General features: G+C 66.9%; 16 protein-coding genes, 1 tRNA gene and 1 pseudogene. 10 read left to right on the forward strand and 8 right to left on the reverse strand.

The genetic code is table 11. The annotated features are described in order from the left end of the window. Window positions 1-294 precede the first annotated feature (294 nt). The 6 genes from OPU67_RS11675 (at window position 295) to OPU67_RS11700 (ending at window position 8,057) form a co-directional block, all read left to right on the forward strand. Window positions 295-2,652 carry a zinc-dependent metalloprotease gene (locus OPU67_RS11675; RefSeq protein ID WP_267619714.1) on the forward strand — a complete coding sequence of 786 codons (2,358 nt, stop codon included), beginning with the start codon at window positions 295-297 and terminating at the stop codon, window positions 2,650-2,652. A 206-nt stretch (window positions 2,653-2,858) separates the two neighbouring features. Then, window positions 2,859-3,407: a pseudouridine synthase gene (locus OPU67_RS11680; protein WP_267619715.1), complete on the forward strand. Its 549-nt coding sequence runs from the start codon at window positions 2,859-2,861 to the stop codon at window positions 3,405-3,407. Next, a complete protein-coding gene (locus tag OPU67_RS11685; RefSeq protein ID WP_267619716.1) occupies window positions 3,404-4,240 on the forward strand; it encodes a 23S rRNA (adenine(2030)-N(6))-methyltransferase RlmJ in 837 nt (278 codons plus the stop codon). Before OPU67_RS11680 ends, OPU67_RS11685 begins: the two co-directional genes overlap by 4 nt. 160 nt (window positions 4,241-4,400) lie before the next feature. Beyond that, window positions 4,401-5,381 carry a YihY/virulence factor BrkB family protein gene (locus tag OPU67_RS11690; protein ID WP_267619717.1) on the forward strand — a complete coding sequence of 327 codons (981 nt, stop codon included), beginning with the start codon at window positions 4,401-4,403 and terminating at the stop codon, window positions 5,379-5,381. Between the two features lie 127 nt (window positions 5,382-5,508). After that, the gene (locus tag OPU67_RS11695; RefSeq protein WP_267619718.1) at window positions 5,509-6,825 is read left to right on the forward strand and encodes an amidohydrolase family protein; all 1,317 of its coding nucleotides are present in this window, start codon (window positions 5,509-5,511) and stop codon (window positions 6,823-6,825) included. Next, window positions 6,825-8,057 carry an amidohydrolase family protein gene (locus OPU67_RS11700; protein ID WP_267619719.1) on the forward strand — a complete coding sequence of 411 codons (1,233 nt, stop codon included), beginning with the start codon at window positions 6,825-6,827 and terminating at the stop codon, window positions 8,055-8,057. Before OPU67_RS11695 ends, OPU67_RS11700 begins: the two co-directional genes overlap by 1 nt. Window positions 8,058-8,079: 22 nt before the next feature. On the opposite strand, the gene OPU67_RS11705 is transcribed toward OPU67_RS11700, so the two are convergent. The 3 genes from OPU67_RS11705 to OPU67_RS11715 all read right to left on the reverse strand — a co-directional run bounded on the left by OPU67_RS11705 (window position 8,080) and on the right by OPU67_RS11715 (window position 10,648). Then, the gene (locus OPU67_RS11705; protein ID WP_267619720.1) at window positions 8,080-9,387 is read right to left on the reverse strand and encodes a PQQ-dependent sugar dehydrogenase; all 1,308 of its coding nucleotides are present in this window, start codon (window positions 9,385-9,387) and stop codon (window positions 8,080-8,082) included. Next, on the reverse strand, window positions 9,380-9,814 hold the full coding sequence (locus OPU67_RS11710; protein WP_267619721.1) for a DUF2231 domain-containing protein: 435 nt from the start codon (window positions 9,812-9,814) through the stop codon (window positions 9,380-9,382). The genes OPU67_RS11705 and OPU67_RS11710 overlap by 8 nt, the downstream gene beginning before the upstream one ends. A 204-nt stretch (window positions 9,815-10,018) precedes the next feature. Beyond that, window positions 10,019-10,648, reverse strand: a complete 630-nt coding sequence (locus tag OPU67_RS11715; protein ID WP_267619722.1) for a retropepsin-like aspartic protease family protein — start codon at window positions 10,646-10,648, stop codon at window positions 10,019-10,021. Between the two features lie 64 nt (window positions 10,649-10,712). Here OPU67_RS11715 and coxB point away from each other — a divergent pair, with 64 nt between their 5' ends. From coxB to OPU67_RS16380, 3 genes are read left to right on the forward strand one after another with little or no spacing between them, the layout of a single operon-like run. Then, entirely contained in the window at window positions 10,713-11,486 is a 774-nt protein-coding gene (gene coxB / locus OPU67_RS11720) for a cytochrome c oxidase subunit II (protein ID WP_267619723.1), read from the forward strand. Then, complete coding sequence (ctaD, locus tag OPU67_RS11725; protein WP_267619724.1) at window positions 11,483-13,996, forward strand: cytochrome c oxidase subunit I; 2,514 nt, start codon at window positions 11,483-11,485, stop codon at window positions 13,994-13,996. The genes coxB and ctaD overlap by 4 nt, the downstream gene beginning before the upstream one ends. Then, the gene (locus tag OPU67_RS16380) at window positions 13,930-15,708 is read left to right on the forward strand and encodes a mechanosensitive ion channel family protein (protein ID WP_420709007.1); all 1,779 of its coding nucleotides are present in this window, start codon (window positions 13,930-13,932) and stop codon (window positions 15,706-15,708) included. The genes ctaD and OPU67_RS16380 overlap by 67 nt, the downstream gene beginning before the upstream one ends. 37 nt (window positions 15,709-15,745) lie before the next feature. Here OPU67_RS16380 and OPU67_RS16385 read toward each other — a convergent pair. From OPU67_RS16385 to yghU, 5 genes and pseudogenes are all read right to left on the reverse strand, one after another. Then, window positions 15,746-15,805 (reverse strand): annotated as a pseudogene (locus tag OPU67_RS16385) (hypothetical protein); the annotation flags it as partial. 195 nt (window positions 15,806-16,000) lie between these two features. Then, window positions 16,001-17,005 carry a DUF6607 family protein gene (locus tag OPU67_RS11740; protein WP_267619725.1) on the reverse strand — a complete coding sequence of 335 codons (1,005 nt, stop codon included), beginning with the start codon at window positions 17,003-17,005 and terminating at the stop codon, window positions 16,001-16,003. A gap of 19 nt (window positions 17,006-17,024) precedes the next feature. After that, on the reverse strand, window positions 17,025-19,220 hold the full coding sequence (locus tag OPU67_RS11745; protein ID WP_267619726.1) for a TonB-dependent hemoglobin/transferrin/lactoferrin family receptor: 2,196 nt from the start codon (window positions 19,218-19,220) through the stop codon (window positions 17,025-17,027). 532 nt (window positions 19,221-19,752) lie between these two features. After that, window positions 19,753-19,827 (reverse strand) — tRNA-Gln (locus tag OPU67_RS11750). Between the two features lie 81 nt (window positions 19,828-19,908). Further along, entirely contained in the window at window positions 19,909-20,784 is an 876-nt protein-coding gene (gene yghU, locus OPU67_RS11755; RefSeq protein WP_267619727.1) for a glutathione-dependent disulfide-bond oxidoreductase, read from the reverse strand. Window positions 20,785-20,900: 116 nt separating this feature from the next. Between yghU and OPU67_RS11760 the strand changes: the two genes are divergently transcribed. Next, window positions 20,901-21,929 (forward strand): DNA topoisomerase IB, encoded by a 1,029-nt coding sequence (locus tag OPU67_RS11760; protein ID WP_267619728.1) that lies wholly within the window; start codon window positions 20,901-20,903, stop codon window positions 21,927-21,929. The last annotated feature ends 8 nt before the right edge of the window (window positions 21,930-21,937 follow it).

A 21,937-nucleotide genomic window follows, 5' to 3' on the forward strand; every position in this document is an offset into this window, starting at 1 on the left:
TATCCGGGGGTTCGAAGACGCGGACAGCTGCAGGCCGGGTGGTGACAGACCACTCGGACCCGAACGGCCCTTGCGCCGCATCATAAAATCCATTCATTCCGATAAGGTTAACCAAGCGGCCACGGATGCGAGCGTGAGCACATCGATGAGCGGACGTGGCGCACCGAACCGGCAAGAGCCGCGCGACCGATTCATCTTGCCTCGCGCCGGGAACCCCATCAGAAATCGACCCCTATCGAATTCAGGGGGCTAGAAAATATGCGCAAGTGGGGTTTGCTCCTTGGCGGGGCACTGATGATCGCTTCGGCCGCGCAGGCAAAGGACAAGAAGGCCGAAGCGGCGAAGACGGACGAGCCGACGCTGGCGCAGTTCGTCAAGGACTTCGACCGGAGCGAGGGGCTGTTCCCCGTTTACCGCGACAAGAAGTCCGGCGAGGTCTTCATGGAGATCGACGCCGATCGCCTGGGCCGCGAATTCATCTACTTCACCTACACCGAGAACGGCCCGGTCGAGACCGGTCATTTCCGGGGCAACTTCCGCGACAATCGCATCATCGTGTTCAATCGGAACTACGACCGGATCGAGGTGGAGGCGGTCAACACCAGCTACTACTTCGATCCCGCCAATGCGCTGGCCCGGTCCTCGAGCGCGAACATCGCCCGCGCGCCGATCGGCAGCGTCGAAATCAAGGCGAAGAGCGAGGACGGCAAGAAGCTGCTGATCTCGGCCGATGCGCTGCTGAAGAGCGAGGCCCTGCACCAGATCTCCCCGTGGCAATCGCCCGATGCCAAGCCGGGTGCGAGCTTCGGGCTGGGCGAGCTTTCCAAGGACAAGACCCGCATCACCGCGGCGCGCAGCTTTCCCGCAAACACCGACCTCAGGGTCGAATATGTCTATGACAATCCCAAGCCGGCGAACTACGGCACGCTCGACGTGACCGATGCGCGTTCGGTCGCGGTGCTGGTGCAGCACTCCTTCCTCGCCATGCCCGAGCCCGGCTACGAGCCGCGGGCAGACGATTTCCGCGTCGGCTACTTCACCAGCCAGTCGACCGATCTCACCTCCAAGGAGCACGCTCCCTATCGCGACCTGATCCATCGCTGGCGGCTGGTGAAGAAGAACTCCGGGGCGGCGCTCTCGGACCCGGTCAAGCCGATCACCTTCTGGATCGAGAACACCACCCCGGTCGAATTGCGCGGCATCATCCGCGACGCCACGCTCGCCTGGAACAGCGCCTTCGAGAAGGCCGGCTTCACCAACGCGGTCGAGGTCAAGATCCAGCCCGACGATGCGGACTGGGACGCGGGCGACCTGCGCTACAATGTCCTGCGCTGGACGTCTTCGCCGACCCCGCCTTTCGGCGGCTACGGCCCGAGCTTCGTCAACCCGCGCACCGGCGAGATCATCGGCGCGGACATCATGCTCGAGTATGTCTTCCTCACCAACCGGATGCGCTACAACGAGATCTTCGAGACCGCAGGGCTCCCGGCGGAAATGCGCGGACCTGACGCGGCGCATCGGCACGGGCCCGGCGCAGGGCCGGCCTGCGATTTCGGCGCGCTCCTCCAGGCGCGGATGATGACCGCCCGCGCCGTGCTGCTCGCTCAGGGCGCATCGCCCGAGGCTTTCGACGCCTTGATCGAGCAGGAGCTCTACTACCTCGTCCTCCACGAAGTAGGGCACACGCTGGGGCTCAACCACAATATGCGCTCCTCGCACAGCGTGCCTTACGCGGCGCTGAGCTCGCCCGAGACCCTGCCGGTCAACTCGGTCATGGAGTACCCGGCGATCAACATCGCGCGGCCGGGCGAGACCCAAGGGCAGTTCTCGGTCAAGCGCCCGGGGCCCTATGATCTGTGGGCGATCGAATACGGCTACACCACCGACGCGGGCGCGCTCGGCAACATCCTTGCCCGATCGACCGAACCGCAGCTCGTCTTCGGCAACGATGCCGACGATATGCGTGCGCCCGGCGTGCATATCGATCCCCGGGTGATGGTCGGCGACCTTTCCGACGATCCGATCGGCTGGGCGCAGCGCCAGTCGCAGCTCATCAACCAGACCTTCGCGGCCTTGCCCGCAAAGGTGCTGAAGGCGGGCGACAGCTACCAGGCGCTGATCGACAGCTACTTCATCCTCACCGGACAGCAGGCGAATGCCGCGGTTGTCGCCTCCCGCTGGATCGGCGGGGTGTTCAACAACCGTGCGGCGGTGGGGCAGGCGGGGGCGCAGAAGCCGCTGGTGCCGGTTGCCGTGGCGGACCAGCGCCGCGCGCTCGCGGCCGTCACTGCGATCGCCTTTGCGCCCGCTGCCTTCGCGGCCAGCGAGGCGCTGCTCGACCGCCTCCAAGTCCAGCGGCGCAGTTTCGACAGCTTCGGCACCAATGTGGACCCCAAGCCGCACGCGCGCGCGCTGAGCATCCAGAGCGACTTGCTCGATCATATGCTGCACCCCAATGTCCTTACGCGCCTTACCGATGCGCGGCGTTATGGTGGGGAATATCCGGTCAGTACCTACATGGCCGAGCTGACGGCCGCCGTCTTCGACGCCGATCGCGCGGGGCCGGTGAACACCTATCGCCAGAACCTGCAGATCGAATATGTCACCCGGCTGATCGCTGCCGCCTCGGGCGCGGGGAGTGGTGCGGCCTAGACACCGGTGGGGCCGGTGCCGCTGCCGACCTACGACTATGTCGCAAGATCGGCCGCGCTGGCGAGCCTCGAGAGGATCAAGACGCTCGCGGCGCAGCCTGTAACCGATGCGGAAACGCGCGCGCACCGGGCGCATATCCGATCGCTGATCGCAGCCTTCGAAAGACGGTAGCGGACAGGGCGGCCATCGCGCGATATGGACGCGCGATGGCCCGCCTGATCCTGTTCAACAAGCCCTTCGGCGTCCTCTCGCAGTTCACCGACAAAGGATCGCCCGCGACGCGCGCGACCTTGTCGGACTTCATCGCGGTGAAGGGCGTCTATCCTGCCGGCCGGCTCGACCGGGACAGCGAGGGCCTGCTGCTGCTTACCGACGATGGACGGCTGCAGGCGCGCATCGCCGATCCGCGCTTCAAGCTGCCCAAGACCTATCTGGTGCAGGTCGAAGGCGATCCGCAGGAGGCCGATCTCGCGCCGCTGCGTGAAGGTGTCCGGCTCAAGGACGGCATGACTCTCCCGGCCGACGTCGCTCTGATCGACGCGCCGGATCTGTGGCCGCGCAACCCGCCGATCCGGGAGCGCAAATCCATCCCCGACCGATGGCTCAGGATCACCTTGCGCGAAGGTCGCAATCGGCAGGTGCGGCGCATGACGGCGGCGGTGGGCCTGCCGACCTTGCGCCTTGTGCGCTGGTCGATCGGCGAATGGACCCTTGCCGGGATCCCGCCCGGGACGTTTGCGGACATTTCCATATGAACTATCGCCACTCGTTCCATGCCGGCAACAGCGCCGATGTCGTCAAGCACAGCGTGCTGATCGCCCTTGTGCGGGCCTTGCAGCACAAGCCCGGCGCCTTGACCCTGATCGATACTCATGCCGGTTGCGGGCTCTACGATCTCGGCGGCGATCAGGCGCTGCGCACTGGCGAGGCGACCGGGGGGGTGCTGCGGGCCTTCGCTGACGCCGACCCCTTGCTGGACGACTACCGCGCGGCCGTTCGCGCGGTGAATGCCGGTGACGCGCCGCGCCTCTATCCCGGCTCGCCGCGCATCCTTGCGCAGCTGCTGCGCCCGCAGGACAGCCTGATCCTCAACGAGAAGCACCCGGAAGACGCTGCCGCTTTGCGCGCAGCGATGCGCGGCGTGACCGCAGCGATCCACGAGCGCGATGCCTACGAGCTGTGGCTCGCGATGCTGCCGACCCGGACCCCGCGCGGGGTTGTGGTGGTCGATCCGCCCTACGAGCAGACCGACGAGCGCGCCCGGATCGCTGCAACGCTTGCGGTTGCCATGCGCAAGTGGGCGCACGGCGTGACCGTGATCTGGTATCCGCTGAAGGACCGTGCCGCGCACACGCGCTGGAAGGAGCAATTGCGCCGGCTCGGCATCCCCAAGCTGCTGACGGTCGAGCACTGGCTGTACGATGCCGACCAACCCGGCCTCTACAACGGCGCGGGGCTCTTCATCGTCAACCCGCCATACGCGTTCACCCAGGCGCTGCCGCCGCTTCTTGAGGCCCTTCGCATCGCGCTGGCGCCCGAGGGGCACCGGGGGGCGATTGCGGCGCACTGGCTGGGAGGCCAGGGGTGATGGGGGCGTCTGCCCGCCGCCTTGGCAACTGCGATCCGCCGGCAGGGGCGACAGGACGTGGTGACCCGGCGAGGCAGCTCTCGCCGCGCGAAGTTCATCGCGCTTGGAACCAATTGCTGCCGAAGGCTCTATGCACACCCCTCGAAGCGAGGGATGCGAAGTGACCGATCAGACGCGCGCGCGCGGAGAAGAGGCATCATCTCCATGGGAGATGCCGATCGCCGCGTGGAAGGACGTTCTTGTCAGAACCTACCGGGAGGCATCGGCCGACAATGTCGGCCACCTTGCCGCTGGAGCCGCGTTCTACAGCTTCCTCGCGCTTTTTCCCCTGCTGGCAGCCGCGGTGCTGACCTACGGCCTAGTGGCCGATCCTGACCTCGTCCTCAGTCACCTCACCGCCTTGACCACGATGCTTCCTGCCGACGTTGCCCGGATCATCGGCGACCAACTGCTCAGCGTCGTCGAGACGTCGGGCGGCACGAAAGGGCTGGGGCTGCTTGTCGCGCTCGCAGTGGCGATCTTCGGTGCGCGCAACGCAGCCGGCGCAATCATCACCGCGCTCAACATCGCCTACGAAGAGGAAGAAAAGCGCGGGTTCCTGAAGACCAATCTGGTCGCCCTCGCGATCACGGTTTGCGCCGTGATCGCTCTGGTGATCGCCGCGATGGCGATGGCGGCCTTGGGCTATCTCGACGCGCTCATGCCGACGTCCGGGGCATGGGCGATCGCGGCCAGCAAGGCGCTGTCATACGCGCTGTTCGCGATGGCCGCCGCTATGGGCGCGGCGGTGCTCTACCGTTTCGGCCCTTCGCGGGAGAGGGCGAGCTGGAAATGGGTGACGCCGGGATCGCTGCTGTTCGCGGTCGCCTGGGTGATCCTCACGCTCGCCTTCGGCTTCTACATTGCGCGTTTCGGCAACTACGGAGCGACCTATGGCTCGCTCAGCGCCGTGGTCGTGCTGCTCACGTGGCTCTACCTCTCGGCCTATGCGCTCCTGTTCGGCGGCGAGCTCAACGCGGAGCTCGAGCATCAGACGGCGAGGGATACCACCACCGGTCCGGCCCAGCCGATGGGGACGAGGGGAGCGTGGGCGGCTGACAATGTCGCAAGCGGGCAGGCGGCGGTCCCGACCGCGCGGTGAGAGCGGAGATCGACAAACAGGCGCGCGCATCCAGCGCGTCTGTGCAGATTTGCAGATTTGCCCCTTGCCGCGCGGCATGGGACGGTTACGACCGGCGGATCAGTTCATCGCAACGGAGCACCGCCTCGTGACATTGACCCCAGCCCGCACTTGGCGAGCCGCTTGGCAGGCCTGCGTCGCGCTCGCGGCGCTCGGTGCAGCCTGCAGCCCTGCCGCAGCGCAAGACCGCGCCATCGCCTTTACCGGCGCGCGCATTCTCACCATGGCGGGCGAGCCGATCGAGAACGGCACGCTTGTGGTAAAGGGCGGCAAGATCATCGCGGTCGGCGCGAATATCCCCGTCCCCTCCGATGCCGAGCGGCGCGCGCTCGACGGGCGCACCATCATGCCTGGCATCGTCGATACCCACTCGCACATCGGCCAGGTTGCGGGTGCGGACGGCTCCGGCCCGATCCAGCCCGACGTGCGGGCGATGGATTCGATCGATCCGCTCGCGCCCAACATCGCCAAGGCGCGTGCGGCGGGGATCACCACGGTCAACATCATGCCGGGATCGGGACATCTTCTCAGCGGGCAGACCTTCTACATGAAGTTGCGTCAGGGCCGCACGGTCGGCGACGTCGCCTTCGCGATGAAGGACGGCGCGGCGCTGGGCGGCATCAAGATGGCGAACGGCACCAACCCGATGGGGCGCACCGGCTTTCCCGGCACGCGCTCCAAGTCGGCGGCGATGCTGCGCGCGGCGCTGACCGAGGCCAAGGCCTATTGCGCGGGCGACCGCAAGAAGCGCGATCTGGGCAAGGACGCGCTGTGCGAGGTGCTCTCGGGCGAACGGCTCGTGCACTTCCACAGTCACCGCGCCGACGACATCATGACGGTGGTGCGCCTGAAGGAGGAATTCGGCTTCGACGTGCTGATCCAGCACGGCACCGAGAGCTACAAGGTCGCCGATGAGCTCGCGCGCGCCAAGGTGCCGGTCTCGAACATCACGCTCGATGCGCCGGGCGGCAAGCTCGAGACGATGGACCTCAGGATGGACAACGCGGCGATCCTCGAGAAGGCGGGCGTGCTGGTGTCGATCCACACCGACGATCCGATCGTGGATTCGCGGATGCTGCTGCGCGAGGCCGGGCTCGCCGTGCGCGGCGGGATGACCCGCGAGGGCGCCTTGCGGGCACTCACAATCAATGGTGCCAAGCAGATGAAGCTGGATGCGCGGATCGGTTCGCTCGAGCCGGGCAAGGATGCCGATTTCGTGGTGCTCGATGGCGATCCCCTGTCGGTCTACACCCATGTGCTCGAAACCTGGGTGGAGGGACGCAGCGTCTACGATCGCAGCAAGCCGGAAGACCTGCTGATGGCGACCGGCGGCTACGGCGCGGGAAGTCCGCTGGAAGCCTCGCACCACCATTGGGAAATCGCGGAAGCAGGGGGAGATCACTGATGCGCCGCGCCGCCGCCCTGCTCGCCGCCGCCGCGGGTTTCGCCGTGTCCGCTTCGCCGGCGCTGGCCCAGGACATCGCCGTACGCGGGCGCGAGGTGCACACCATGGCCGGCCCCGTCATCACCGATGGCGTGGTGGTGATCGACGATGGCAGGATCGTCGCCGTCGGCCCGGCTGCAACCACGCCGATCCCGGCGGGCTTCAAGGTCGTGGAGGCGGCGGTGGTCACCCCCGGCCTCGTCGATGCGCACAGCACGGTGGGCCTTTCGGGCTATCTCAACCAGACGCAGGATCAGGACCAGCTCGACAAGAGCGCGCCGGTCCAGCCGCAACTGCGCGCGATCGATGCCTATAACCCCAACGAAGCGCTGGTCGCCTGGCTGCGCGGGTTCGGGGTGACGACGGTGCACACCGGCCATGGGCCCGGCGCGCTGGTCTCGGGCCAGACGATGATCGCCAAGACCGTCGGCAACACCGCCGATGCGGCCGCACTGGTGCCGGTGGCGATGGTCGCGGCCAATCTCGGCCCTGCCGCGCTCGCGAGTGAAGGCAAGGCTCCCGGCACCCGCGCCAAGCAGATGGCGATGCTGCGTCAGGCGCTGCTCGATGCCCGTGCGGGCGAGCGTCCGGCCGCCAAGGCGGGCGCCAAGCCCGGCGCCGAGGACAAGCCGCCGACCCTCGAAACGCTGGCGATGCGCGACGTGCTGGCAAGAAAGCTGCCGCTGCTTGTCACCGCCAACCGCGCGCAGGACATCATGAGCGCGCTGCGGCTGAAGGAGGAGTTCGGCATCGATCTTGTGCTCGACGGCGCAGCCGAGGCGCACCTCCTCACGCAGGAGATCAAGGCATCGGGGGTCAAGGTGATCCTCCACGCGCCCATGACGCGGCAATATGGCGAATATGAAAACGCCAGCTTCTCCACCGGCAGCGTGCTGCGCGCGGCAGGCATCCCCTTCGCCTATCAGTCGGGCTACGAAGCCTATGTGCCCAAGACCCGCGTCGTGCTGTTCGAAGCGGCGGTCGCGGCGGCCAACGGGTTGACGCGCGAAGAGGCGCTGGCGGCGATCACCATCGATGCGGCGCGGATCATCGGCATGGACAGCCGCGTCGGCTCGCTCGCCGTCGGCAAGGACGGCGATGTCGCGCTGTTCGATGGCGATCCGTTCGAATATGCCTCGCACACGATCGGCGTGGTGGTGAACGGGGTGCTCGTTTCCACCACGCCGCAGTAGTCGCAGGAGAGCGCCGAGCGGTTCAGCGCGCAGCTGTCCGGACAGGCTGGCTCCCGGAGGGCGTGACGCGCCAGATCGTATTCGAAAGATCGTCCGCGACGATGAGCGCGCCGCGCGGGTCGATCGTCACGCCCACCGGGCGGCCCATCGTGTCGCCATCGGCCTGGAAGCCGCCGAGAAAGTCGACGGGCGGTCCGGACGGGCGGCCGCCCCGGAACGGCACGAATATGACCTTGTATCCGACGGGCACTTCGCGGTTCCAGCTGCCGTGCTCGCCAATGAAGACGCCTTCGGCGAAGCGCGGACCCATCGCAGGGACCGAAAAGGCAAGCCCGAGCGGCGCGGTGTGCGACTGCAGGCTGTAATCGGGGCGCACGGTGGCCTTGACCAGATCGGGGCGCTGCGGCCTCACGCGCGGGTCGACGTTGGGTCCGAAATAGGCATAGGGCCACCCATAGAAGGCCCCTTCGCGCACCGAGGTGAGGTAGTCCGGCACGAGGTTGGGGCCAAGCTCGTCGCGCTCGTTGACCACCGCCCACAGCTGGCCGATGCCCGGCTGCATGGCGAGCGCCGTGGGATTGCGCAGGCCCGTCGCGAACGGGCGGGCGGCGCCGGTCTCGGCATCCACCTCCCAGACCATCGCCCGGTTCTCCTCGATCTCCATGCCGCGCTCGCCCACGTTCGAGTTGGAGCCGATGCCGACATAGAGAAAGCGGCCGTCCGGACTTGCGGTCATCGCCTTTGTCCAGTGGTGGTTCACTTCGGACGGCAGATCCGCAACCCTCACCGGCGGCCCGCTCGCCCGGATCTGGCCCGGCTGATAGTCGAAGCGGACGATGGCGTCCTGATTGGCGACGAACAGGCGGTTACCGATCAGCGCAAGGCCATAGGGGGCATTGAGGTTCTCCGCGAAGACCGCCCGGCCTTCGTAGCGGCCGTCACCGTCCGCGTCGCGCAGCAGCGTGAGGCGATTGCCGCCCTCGACCGGGCTCGTGCCCCGCTTCTTGATGAAACCCGCGATCAGGTCCTTCGGGGTCAGCACGGGCGCACTGTCCCCCCGGCCTTCGGCAACGAGGATGTCGCCGTTGGGCAGAACGAGGGTTTGGCGGGGGATCTTGAGATCGCCGGCGATAGCCGAGACCGTGAAGCCGTCCGGCACGGTGGGGCGGCGGTCCCCCCAACCGGCGGGACTGGCGATGGTCATGTTAGGGAGGAGGCCACGCTGTTGTTCGGGCAGGTCCGGATTGGGTCCGTACTGATTGGCTTCCGGCGAACCACCGCAGCCTGCCACGAGGGCTGCGCCCGTCAGGGCCAGAAAAATTCTACGCATGACGCGTCCTTTCGTGCGTCGGCGCGAAGCCGATCCAGATTGCAACGAGCGCCAGTGCGACGAGGATCAGCGAGAGGATAAGTCCTGCGGGCATGGCGGCCCAGCCATCCTTGGCATGGACGAGCGCATTGACGAGACCGAACAGGAATGTCGCCGCGAGCAGTCCCGCTCCGAGCCATCCGCCTCCCGTCCGTGCCCGGCTGCCGCGCAGGGCAGCGAGGATTGCCCACAGCAAGGCAAAGCCCACGAACACCAGCCCGCCGGCGATCAGCCACGCGGCGAAGTTCGTCCACTGCACTTCGTAGGTGGCGGAATAGGCCCAATCCGCCAGCAGCGCACCGAGGAACAGCGGCAGGGACCCGGCAAGGAGAATGGCATGGAGGGGATGAAGAGAGCGCGTGTGGTTCCAGGCTGGTGCCGTTGCCATCTGGGCTTCCTTTCTGTCACTTGGTGCGATCAACTCGCGTCATCGGGTAAGCAGCGCGCCCGAATTGGAGGGTCTTCGGCAGCGCAACCGTCGGGAAACTGGCGTCGTGCGCGCCGGGTGACCACGCGAAAGGTTTGCACCATATGTTAAAGGGGCGGGCGGGGCGGAGGGCGATTGCGCTGCCCTGGATCACCGGGCGCGCCGTCAGCCCCGGGGCTCGCACCGGGCGGACGCGACAGGTGCCGGGTCGCTATCGTCGCGCCGCATATGGAGCATCGGCCGCGCCACATCGATCACGGCGCGATGGTCGTTCATCACATCCTGTCCGATGATGCCATAGACCTCGCGACCCGCCGCATCTCCGAGCGTCTCGAGCAGCGGTCCCAGATCCGCGACGAGCACCCGGCGCTGCCGGATATCGATGTCGCCGAGTGTGAAGCTGTCGACCCTCACCTGTCGGCCCGCGCCGGACGCGCCGGCGATACGCGCGACCCCGGCGCCCAGAACACCGCCCGCAGCCTGCGAAAGCCCGAACCGCTCGGCGTGGACGGCGCTCACGACCGTCACGTTGGCGCCTGTATCCAGAAGGAAGTCGCCGACAACGCCATTGATGCGCGCTTCGACGAGTTGATGACCCGGCCTCACGTTGCGGATCGGCACGTGAACGAACCCCAGCAGGCACAAGGCATGATCGACGGTCCCCGCCTCGCCGGGGCGATATTGGACCTTCGCACTTTGCGATGAGGCAAAGGGATTGTCCTGCCCTTCACAGCCCGAAAGGATCACGCAAAGGACCACGAGCGGCAGCATCCGGCGCAGATCAATCCGGCTCACGATAGGCCTCCAACTCGTCCAGGAGGGCCATGGAAGCTCTACCCGGCGGGCGCGGCGGGGTTGCATGGCGACGATGCGGTTGGCCGCGATGGTCGTCCCGTTGATCGTTCTTCCGGGCTGTTCGGGGGAATTGTCCGCGCTCGACCCCGCCGGGCCGGCCGCCGCGCGGGTCGAGGTCCTGTGGCTGATCCTCGTCTGGGGCGCGGCCGCGATCCTGACCGGGGTAATGGGGACGGCGCTCTTTGCGCTGGCCACCGCCGAGCGGGAGCGGCGGTTCTCCACCCGGCGGGTGCTGATCGGCTGGGGCCTCGCTTTCCCGACCGTGACGCTGAGCGCGCTGATGGTGTTCGCCTTCGTGCGCGGCGATCAGCTGCTCGCCCGCGAGGAGGACGAAAGCACGGCCATCCGCGCGCATGGCGAGCAGTGGCGCTGGCGCTTCGCGTATCCGGGGGGCGCGCAATCCACCGGCGTTCTCCATGTCCCGGCGGGGCGCGAGTTCACGGTGATCGTCACCAGCGCAGACGTGATCCATTCCTTCTGGGTGCCGCGGCTCGGGGGCAAGATGGATGCCATACCAGGACGGCGAAACGCGCTGCGCCTCCAGGCCGACAGGCCGGGCGTCTATCTCGGCCAGTGCTCGGAATATTGCGGGCCGGGCCATGCGCATATGCACTTCGAGGTGCACGCCCATCCGCCCGACGCCTACGCGGCCGCGATGGCCGCCGCTGACGACGCCGCGCTCGCGCCGCTGCCGGTGCTCGAGCAGCGCCCGGCGCCTGCGGCGCGGACGATCGAGACATGGGCGGACCGCGTGCTCGACATGGTGGGCCTCAGATGAGCGAAATCTCGCAGCACAACCGCGCGCTCGAATTGCACCATGCGCTCCAGCCGCTCTATTCGGCGCCGCCCGGCCGCTGGGGCTTTTTGGCGGCGACCAACCACACGACGGTTGGGGTCCGCTTCATGCTGACCGCCATCGGCTTCTTCCTGGTGGGCGGGGTGCTCGCCATGCTGATCCGGGCGCAGCTGTCGGGACCGAACACGCAGTTCCTGAACGCTGCTGAATACGCGCAGGTCTTCACCATGCATGGCACGGTGATGATGTTCCTCTTCGCCATTCCGCTGATTGAAGGCTTCGCGCTGTATATGCTCCCCAAGCTGCTCGGCGCGCGCGACCTCGCCTTCCCGCGCCTTAGTGCCTTCGGCTATTGGTGCTACCTTCTGGGCGGGCTGATCCTGCTCGGCGCGCTGCTCGCAGGGGCGGCGCCGGACAGCGGGTGGTTCATGTACACGCCTTTGTCCTCCAAGCCCTATTCGCCGGGCATCAATGCCGACATCTGGCTGGTGGGCATCACCGTCGTCGAGGTCTCGGCGGTCTGCGCGGCGGTGGAGATCATGGTCACCGTGCTCAAGGTCCGCGCGCGCGGCATGGGGCTGATGCAGATGCCGCTGCTCGTCTGGTACCTGTGGGTGACGGCGGCGATGATGCTCGCGGGCTTCCCGCCGCTCATCCTGGGGTCGATCCTGCTGGAGATGGAGCGGGCCTTCGGGCTGCCGTTCTTCGACCCGACACGCGGCGGCGACCCCTTGCTGTGGCAACACCTGTTCTGGCTGTTCGGCCACCCGGAGGTCTACATCATCTTCCTGCCCGCCGCCGGGATCGTCTCGACGATCCTGCCGGTGTTCAGCGGGCGGCCGATGGTCGGCTACACCTGGATCGTCGCCGCCCTGATCGCGCAGGCGCTGATCAGCTTCGGCCTGTGGGCGCACCACATGTTCACCACCGGCATCCCGCATCTCAGCCTCGCGATCTTCTCGGCGGCGAGCCTTCTGGTGGTGATCCCGACGGCGGTGCAGATCTTCGCCTGGCTCGCGACCCTGCTGAAGGGCCGGCCCACGCTGCGCCTGCCGATGCTGTGGATCTTCGGCTTCTTCTTCGTCTTCGTCAGCGGCGGACTGACCGGCGTGATGGTGGCGGTGGTGCCCTTCGACTGGCAGGTGCACGACACCCACTTCGTGGTCGCGCACCTGCATTACGTGCTGGTCGGCGGGTTCGTCTTTCCGGTGATCGGCGGGCTCTACTACTGGACCCCGCAATTCACCGGCAGGCGGTCCGATACCGGGCTCGGCAAGCTCGCCTTCTGGACCGTGTTCACAGGCTTCAACCTGACCTTCTTCGTCATGCACTGGACCGGCCTGTTCGGAATGCCGCGCCGGGTCTACACCTATGCGGCGGGGCTAGGCTGGGAAGTGCCCAACCTCGTCTCCTCGATCGGCGGCTTCATCCTCACGATCGGCTTCGCGCTCATCATCTTCGACATGGCGGTGCAATGGCGCTTCGCGCCGCACGTGCGCCGCAACCCGTGGGGCGCGGGAACGCTCGAATGGGCAATGGCGACCCCGGTGACGGCCTACAACTTCGCGAGCCTGCCGCAGGTGAACGCCCGCGAGCCACTCGCCGCGGACCCCGATCTCCCGGCGCGCCTGGCAGCGGGCGAGGGCGTCCTCGCCACGCCCACCGCCCCCGGGCGTCGCGAGACCCTGGCAGTCTCGGCGATCGACGGTGCGCCCGATTACGTCATCGTCCTGCCCGGCCCAAGCTACCTGCCGCTGCTCGCGGCGCTTGCGCTGGTCGGAGCGGCGCTATGCTTCCTGTTCGGCCTCTACCCGGGCGCGCTCCTCGGCGGCGCGGTGCTCGTCGGCATCTGCGTGCGCTGGCTGTGGGAGACGGGCCTTCGCGATGAGGCGCATCCGCTCGATATCGGGGGCGGGCAGCGTCTCATGCCGCAAGCTGCCAGCAGCCAGCCGCCCGGCTGGTGGGCGATGGTCTTCACTCTGATCTTCGATGCGACATTCCTCGCCTCGCTGCTGTTCGGCTACATCTTCCTGCTGGTCGTCGCGCCCGGCGGATGGCCGCCCACGGTGTTTGCGCCGCCGTGGGGTGTCGTCGCGCTCGTGGTGGTGGGCACGGGAGGCCTGCTGGTCGGGAGCCAGGCCGCGGTTCTGGCCACGCCTGCCCAGCGGGAACGGCAGCGCGGGCTCTGGCTCTCGGTAGCGGCGCTCGGCGGCGCAATGGCGGCAATCGGCTTCGGCGCGGTCGTGGCCATGCTGGTTCCGCAGGCGACGGGCCACGCCTATACTGCCTGCCTCATCGCGATGGCGCTCTACGCCGCCCTCCATGCCGCCCTCGCCACGCTCGGCAGCCTGCTGCTCATCGCGCGGGGGAGGGCCGGGTTCATCTCCCCCGTCAAGCCCAACGAACCGCTCATCCTGCGCCAGTGGTGCCGGTTCGCTGCCGGCGCGGGCCTCGCGATCCTGCTTGCGATATTTCTTCCGGCCTGGTCGTGAGAGGCGCTGGCCGCCGCTGCTGCGAAGGGCGACCACGCCAGCGGCACGGATGGAACCACGCGGGGCGTGGATGGGTAATCGCCCCCATGCGCGTGCTTGCCGGCTTTCTTGCCATTGTCGCCCTGTCGGTTGCGGTTCCCCGCACCACCTTGGCGCAGTTGCCGATGCCGGAGGCTCAGGAAAGCGCCCCGGTGGCAAGGGATGCCTTCAATCGGCAGACACCGCGCTCTACCGTGGCGGCCCTGATCCGCGCCCTTGCCGAGCGCAATTATCTGCTGGCCGGAAACTATTTCGCGCTCGACAAGGACGACCCTGCGCGCGCGGCGGACTTTGCCCGGGCCCTGCAGATGTCGCTCGATGGCGGGGGCAATCTGGTGCCTTTCGCCGAGTTGTCGAACGATCCGGGTGGGCGTGTCGACGACGGCCTGCCGCTCGATGTGGAGAGGGTGGGCACGCTCGGCGGACCCGATCAGGTGCCGATCCTGCTCGAACGGACGACGCCCGGCGCCGATGGCGGCGGGGATGCAAGCTCACCGCCGATCTGGCGCATCTCGGGCGAGACGCTCGGCGCGCTCGACGCCCAGACCGAGGCGATTGCCCCCGACGATACGCCCGAGCAGTTCCTGTTCGCCGGAGCGCCTCTGGCCGACTGGACGCTGCTCGCCGGGTTGCTGGTGGGCACCTTTGCGGCCTTCTGGCTGCTTTCCTGGCTCATCCTGGCGGGCGTGCGGCGTCTGTCCCGAGACCCCGAAAGCAGCGGCGTCTATCAGTTCTTCTACGCTGCCTTGCCGCCGCTGAGCCTGCTGCTGGCGGTGATCGTCTTCCGCATCTCGAGCATCGATGCCCCGGCTTCAATCATCGCCCGCCAGACGATCTTGCGCTATGTCGGCATCTTCGCGTGGATCGCCATGGCGTGGTTCGCGATCCGCATGGTCGATGCGATCGCGGCCCTGCTGACCTCCAGGCTCGATTCCCACGAGCGGCGTCAGGCCGCCTCGGCCGTCACGCTGGCGCGCCGGGCAATCAAGCTGATCCTGATGGCGATGGCGTTCATCGCCATCCTCAACACGGTGGGCGTGGACATCACCACCGGCGTCGCGGCGCTCGGCATCGGCGGCATCGCGCTGGCGCTGGGGGCGCAGAAGACGGTCGAAAACCTCGTCGGAAGCGTCACCGTGGTCGCCGACCGGCCGATCCAGGTCGGCGATTTCTGCCGCGTCGGCGACGTGCTCGGCACGGTCGAAGATATCGGGATGCGCTCAACCCGCATCCGCACCAACGAGCGCACCGTCGTCACCATTCCCAACGGCGACTTCTCGTCACGGCAGATCGAGAACTACTCCCAGCGCGACCGCTACCTGTTCAATCCGGTCATCGGCCTAGAATACGGCATCAGCGGGCAGCAACTGCGACAGGGGATCGCGATCATCGAGCAGGTGCTCGCCGATCACCCGCTCGTCTCGGCCGACCCGCGCCGCGCGAAGCTGGCGCGGTTCGGTCCGAGTTCGCTGGATATCGAGGTCTTCACCTACATCACGGTCGCCGACTTCGCCGAAAGCCTCTCCATCCGGCAGGACCTGCTGCTATCCATCCTCGAGCGTCTCGAGGACGCGGGCCTCTCGATCGCCTTCCCGACACAGACCCTCTACCTGAAGTCGGACGGTAGCGATGCCGAACCGACGCACGCGGAAACAGAAAGGTCGGCGCACTGATCGCGTGACGACGGCATACATCCGCCTTCGCCATCCCCGCGTCCTGCTCCTTCGAAACAGCGAGGATCTGCTCCGCGCTGAACCTGCTTTGCTTCATTCGTGCGTCTCCTCGTCAGGGCCGGACACTAACCGAGCGCTTTACCCTGCTCGTGATCGCCGTTGATGGAAGCGCTCCAGCTTCAGTTCCTATGTGGGTCCATTTGCTCCATTCTGTGCCTGCCCTTCACGATGCTTCGCGCTGTGTCGGCGGGATGCACATGGTGCGCATTCCGCCGTCCACCTCCAGACCCAATCAGCCGCCCTTGCGGGAAGTCCCTTCCTCGATCAGCGCGAGCGCGCGGGCGCTGGCGGCCTCGGGGGTTTGCTTGCCGTCTTTGATCTGATCGGCGAGGGTCATTAGCTCGCCGGCGATCACTGTGCCCGCGCTCGGCTCCTGCGCGATGCGGATGCCGCCATGGCTCTCGGCGACCTCGTCCCACTTGCCGCGCACCGCGTTCCAGTAGCCCTTGGTGCGCTCCCAATAGGCCTCGGCGGCAGCGACATTGTAGCCGTTGAAGCGTTCATAGGTGTTGAGGACATATTCCTGCACGACCGGCTTCGCCTCGCGCGCACCGTCCGCAGGGGTCTGCATCTTGGTGTTGTCCTGCCAGTGGATCCACCCGGTCGGGGTCAGCTGGTGGCGGTTGATGCCCATGTAGTGGTCATAGACGGGATTGCGGATCGCATCGCGCCGGGCGAGCGGGCGGGCCGTCCAGTTCGATCGCCAGCGGCGGATGCCCTGGCTCGTCTCCCATTCGCCCCACCCGGCATAGCGCGGGCTGTCATCGGTCTGATACACGGTTTGCGACCAGCGCCCGGCGCGCATCTTTTCGGGCACGGGGGTCAACTCCCACGTATCGCCGCCCTTGAAGGCGAGGATCTGCGCGGGCTGATATTCCCAGTCCTGCCGCCAGTGCTTGACGACATAGGGGTTGGCCGCGTCGCCCGTGACGAGCAGGTGCTGGAGCACGATCCGCGTGCCGGTGTCCTCGATTACGCGGACGCTTTCGTAACCGCCCGAAATCTTGCGTTCGAGCGGGGTGTAACCTTCCATCCAGGGGGTCGATTCCTGCATGTCGAAGGTCACCTTGAAGTCGCCCGCCATGGCGAGGATAGTCTTGCGGTCCTCCTCGAAGGCGGCCTTGGCGGCCTCGGCGGATTGCACGATCGGGCCATCGGCGAGAGCCGGGGCGGGCGTGGCCGCCAGTGCCAACGCGGCAAGGCCGGAGGCGAGCAGGGTCCTGGTCAGTCGGTTCATAGTGTCCTCCATGCGGGGTTTAGAAGCGGTAGCTGGCCGAAACGCTGAGGTTGCGGCCCGGGCGGGTGAAGGCGTCCACGAGCCCCGCGTCTGCGGTGCGCAAGCCCCGCACGTCAGACCACAGGGCATAGGTTTCATTGGTCAGGTTGAAGAGCCCGGCGCGCAGTTTCAGCCGGTCGGTGACGGCATAGAAGGCGGTGAGATCGAGGATGGTCGAGGCCCCCGGCCGCACGAACAGGTCGCTGCCGTCGGCGGCGCGCTCCAGTTCGCTGGCATGCTTGCGGGCATTGTGGGTGAGGATCAGCTCGCCCCCGAACCGCCCTTGCGGATCGCGATAGCCGATGCTGCCGACGATGTTGAACGGATCAATCGTATCGAGCGGTGTGCGGCTTCCGACCGGATCAATCGTATCGCCATTGGTATAGGCCATCGCAACGCGCCCGGTAAGGCCATTGTCCAGCTTCATCTCTGCCCGCGCCTCGATGCCCTCTATCTGCGCGCTGTCAAAGTTGATGAACTGGAAGATAGCCGGGTTCTGCGGGGTGAAGCCGCCGCGCACGACCTGTTGGCTGATGAAATTGTCGTAGTCGCCGCGGAACGCAGTCAGTTGCAGCGAGAATCGTTCGCCGACATAGCGCGCGCCTGCCTCGAAGCTCTCGCTCGTCTCGGGGCGCAGGTCGGGATTGGGGATCGAGGTGTAGCCGCCCGCAATGAATTCGAAGAAGTTGTTCACCTGCGAAGGTGTGGGCGCGAGGAAACCCTGCGCGTAGCTGCCAAACAGGATCACATCGGCCGCCAGCTTCACCGTCGCGCCGAACTTTGGCGAGAGGCGGCTGTCGCTCTGCCCCTGCGGCACGAAGGTGGCGAGCAGAGGATCGTCGGTCGGGTTGAGGTCGTAGAAGTCGAAGCGCAGCGCTGGGAACAGCGTCAGCGTCCCATCGAACAACGTGATCTCGTCCGAAACGAACAGCCCCCCGAGCGTGAAGTCGGTGACAGGGAAGGCGCGCGTGGGAAAGCTCTCGCCGCGCCCGGGGAAGGTGCCGTCGCGCAGGCCCTGCTGGCGGGTCCAGCTGATGTCCCCGCCCAGCGCAATGCGGTGCTTCATCCCGCCCAGATCGAAGCCGGAGCGCAGCTCGCCGACCGCGCCGTAGACGCGGTTTTCGAAGGTGTTCAGCCGCTCACGATCTGGCGCAGGCGTGGCAGTGAGGGTGGTGCGCTCCTCGAAAGCGAACTGGCGATCCTCGGCGTCCTGCCAATAGGCCGAGAGGAAGGCATATTCGATCACGTCCCCGGGGTTGCCGTCATAGGTCCAGTCCAGCGAGGCGCGCTTCCTCTCAGCGGTATCGCGTGCGTTCAGAGCGTCGACGTTCCACACTGGTTGCGGACCGAACGTGAAGGCCGGACCGAGGCCGGTCAGCACCTCGGTTGCCACAGCGCTCTCGAGCCATTCGCCGGTCAGACGGATGCGGTGCGGGCCATTGTCCCATACCAGCTTGGCAAGCACGGCATCGCTGCTGCCATCCTGCGGATTGGGCAAGGTGCGGGCCGGGCCGGTGCCGCCGGTGGTGCCGCGGTTCTCCAGTTCGTTGAAGTCGCGCCGGCTGTAGGCGACGATCGCCGAAAGGTTGCCGGTCTGTCCGGCGAGGGTCGCGGTGTGGGCGAATTCGTTATCGTCGGACGAATATTGGGTCGAGACGAAGCCTCCAAGGCGTGTGCCCTTAATGATATCGACCGGATCGGCCGTGACGAAGCTGACCGCGCCCGCGAGACCGTCCGAGCCATAAAGCGCCGAGGCCGGGCCGCGCAGGATCTCGACCTGCTTGACCAGACTGACATCGGCAAAACCGTCGCGCCCCGCGCTTTGGGGGCCGAAGCTGAAGCCTTGCGGTGAACGGATGCCGTCGACCTGGATCAGCACGCGGTTGCCGCCGATACCCCGGATCGCGATATCCTCGTTGCCCGCACGGCCTGTCGCGCCAATCGCTGCGCCGAAGCGCGCAGGCGCACGGCGCACAGTGACGCCGGGTTCGAAGCGAACGAGGTCCTTGATGTCGGTAGCGAGCTGATCGGCGATGTCCTCGCTGGTGATCACCGTGACGGTCGCGGGCGCTTCCTCTTGCAGCACGGGCGTCCGGGTGGCGGTGACTATTATGCGGCCGGTCTGCTGCTGGCTTTCCGCTTCGCTTTCAAGGGTATCCTCAGCCGCGGCGGGCACTGCCAGCAGAGAAAGGGGGGCGGCGGAGAGGGCAAGGATCGATCTGAGATACACGCGAAGGGCTTCCTGCTGGGGTCACGGCCGAGACGCCCGGCAAATGACCTTATTGCGAATGAGAGTCAATACCACTTCAGCGATCTGAACCTTTGCGTAGCCTTTGGCAGGCGCCTCTCTGACCACTTTGATGAGTGCTCGGACTGGACCGCCGATACTATTTGCGGAAGCGTCTGTTGTAGCCCCGCTGCACGGCTCATCCGCGGGCGAGGTCCAGCTCCTTGGTGAAGAGGCTGAACTCACAGCTTATGGAAAATCTGTCGGGAGAAACTGGCGAAGGAAACCGTGCGGCGCCACCAGTAGGCGGTACCGCGGCGTTTGAGGTTGAGAAGGCAGAACGCGTCATCGGGCAAACCCCTCTCGAGGTCTGCTGTCCGCACCTTCCTGGGGGCAGCTGGTTGGGACAGTTGGTGGGGACAACTGCGGTTCCGTGGAGTTGCCACGAAAGAACCTGGCTTTGCCAGTGTTTTGAGGAGAATGGCTGGGGCGGAAGGATTCGAACCTTCGCATGGCGGTACCAAAAACCGCTGCCTTACCGCTTGGCTACGCCCCAGCAGACGATGCGCCTATAGCGGCTCCTTCGGCGTTGTGAAGGGGGCGAGGGCGCATAAATGATCGCGCCCTCGCGCCAAGTTCATTCGGGCTTGCTGGCCTCCAGCCGCTTGCCGGCGAAATCGGCTACGGAGTGGCGCTCGCGCAGCTGAGTGTCCTCGTCGCCCCACACCTTGTTGACGATCCGCCCGCGCTGCACCGCCGGTCGCGCGGCGATCTCGTCCACCCAGCGGGCGACGTTGCGATATTCGTGGATCGCCAGGAAGGTGTTGGCGTCGTTGTAGATCTGCCCTGCCACGAAGGGCGCGAGCCAGGGGAAGTTGGCGATGTCCGCGATCGTGTATTCGTCGCCGCCGAGGAAGCGCGACTGCGCGAGCCGCTGGTCGGCGACGTCGAAGATGCGCTTGGTCTCCATCGCGTAGCGGTTGATGGGGTATTCGTACTTTTCGGGCGCATAGGCGTAGAAGTGGCCGAAGCCGCCGCCCATGAAGGGGCCGCTCGCCACCTGCCAGAAGGTCCAGGACAGCACCTCGGCCCGCGCGGCCGGATCGGTGGGCAGGAACATCCCGAACTTCTCGGCGAGGTGGACGAGAATCGCGCCGCTCTCGAAGACGCGGAAGGGCGCGGCGGGATCGCTGCGGTCGAGAAGCGCGGGGATCTTGGAGTTGGGGTTGACCGCGACGAAGCCGCTGGTGAACTGCTCGCCGTCACCGATGCTGATCGTCCAGGCGTCATACTCGGCGCCCGTGTGCCCGGCTTCCAGCAGCTCCTCGAGCATGATCGTCACCTTCACCCCGTTGGGCGTGGCGAGCGAATAGAGCTGGAAGGGGTGTTCACCGACCGGCAGGTCCTTCTCCTCGCGGGCCCCGGCGGTGGGGCGATTGATGGTGGCAAAACGGCCGCCGCTGACGGTGTCGGGGCTCCAGACCTTGGGGGGAACATAGGGCGCATCGGCCATCGGCTTGTCTCCTTTCGGCGCGGGGGAAGCGCGCGCTGTCGCGATTGTCTAGCTGGCGCGCGAGGGGGACGGCTGCAAGGTGGAACATTGCAGGCCCCCGCCGGATTTCCTTGGCGATGGAGAAGCTGGTCTATGTTGACGATGCCCTGCCCGGCATCACCCGCAGGCGGGTGGGGAAGGGCTGGGCCTATTACGATCCGGCCGGCGTGCTGATCCGCGACGCGCGCGAGAAAAAGCGCCTCAACGCCATCGCGCTGCCGCCGGCCTACAAGGATGCGTGGTTCTGCCCCGCACCCAACGGGCATATCCTCGCCACCGGCTACGACGATGCGGGGCGCAAGCAATACCGCTACCATCCCGATTTCCGCGTCCAGCGCGAGAGCGCGAAATACGATGCCTGCGCGGGCTTCGGCAAGCTGCTGCCGCTGGTCAGGCAGCGCGTCGAGGGAGACCTCGGCGCCCGCGGCGTGCCGCGCGAGCGGGCGCTTGCCGCGGTGGTACGGCTGCTCGACTTGTCGGCGATCCGCATCGGCAACGAGCAATATGCCAAATCGAACGACAGCTACGGCGCGACCACGCTGCGCGCCGATCATGCCGAAGTCGGCCGGCGCAGGCTCAAGCTCCACTTCGTCGGCAAGGGCGGCAAGGAGCACGACCTGGCGGTGGAAGACGCCGACCTGGCGGCGGCGGTGCGGCGCATGGAGGACCTCGCCGACGCGGACCAAGGGGGCGACGATCACCTGTTCCGCTACGAGGACGACGAGGGCGAGGTCCACCCCGTCACCTCCGCCGACGTCAACGCCTATCTGCGCGAGACGATGGGCGAGGATTTCTCCGCCAAGCATTTCCGCACCTTCCATGCCAGCAGCCTCGCCTTCGAGAAGCTGGTGCAGGGGCCGGGCATCATCAAGCTGAAGGAGATGCTCGAGCACGTCGCCGAGCATCTCGGCAACACCCCGGCGATCGCGCGCAAGTCCTATATCCATCCGGCGCTGATCCAGCGCATCGAGGGACAGGAGGAATGGCGCTCGGGGCTGAAGCTGCCGCGCCAGACCCGCTGGCTGAGCCGGGCCGAGCGCGGGCTCATTGCCTTTCTGGAAGAATGCGGCGCGGCGAGCGACTATCTCGGCGGCGAGGCGGACTGAAGGGCAGG

The sequence above is a fragment of the Erythrobacter sp. WG genome (assembly GCF_026586795.1).
Lineage (GTDB): Bacteria > Pseudomonadota > Alphaproteobacteria > Sphingomonadales > Sphingomonadaceae > Erythrobacter.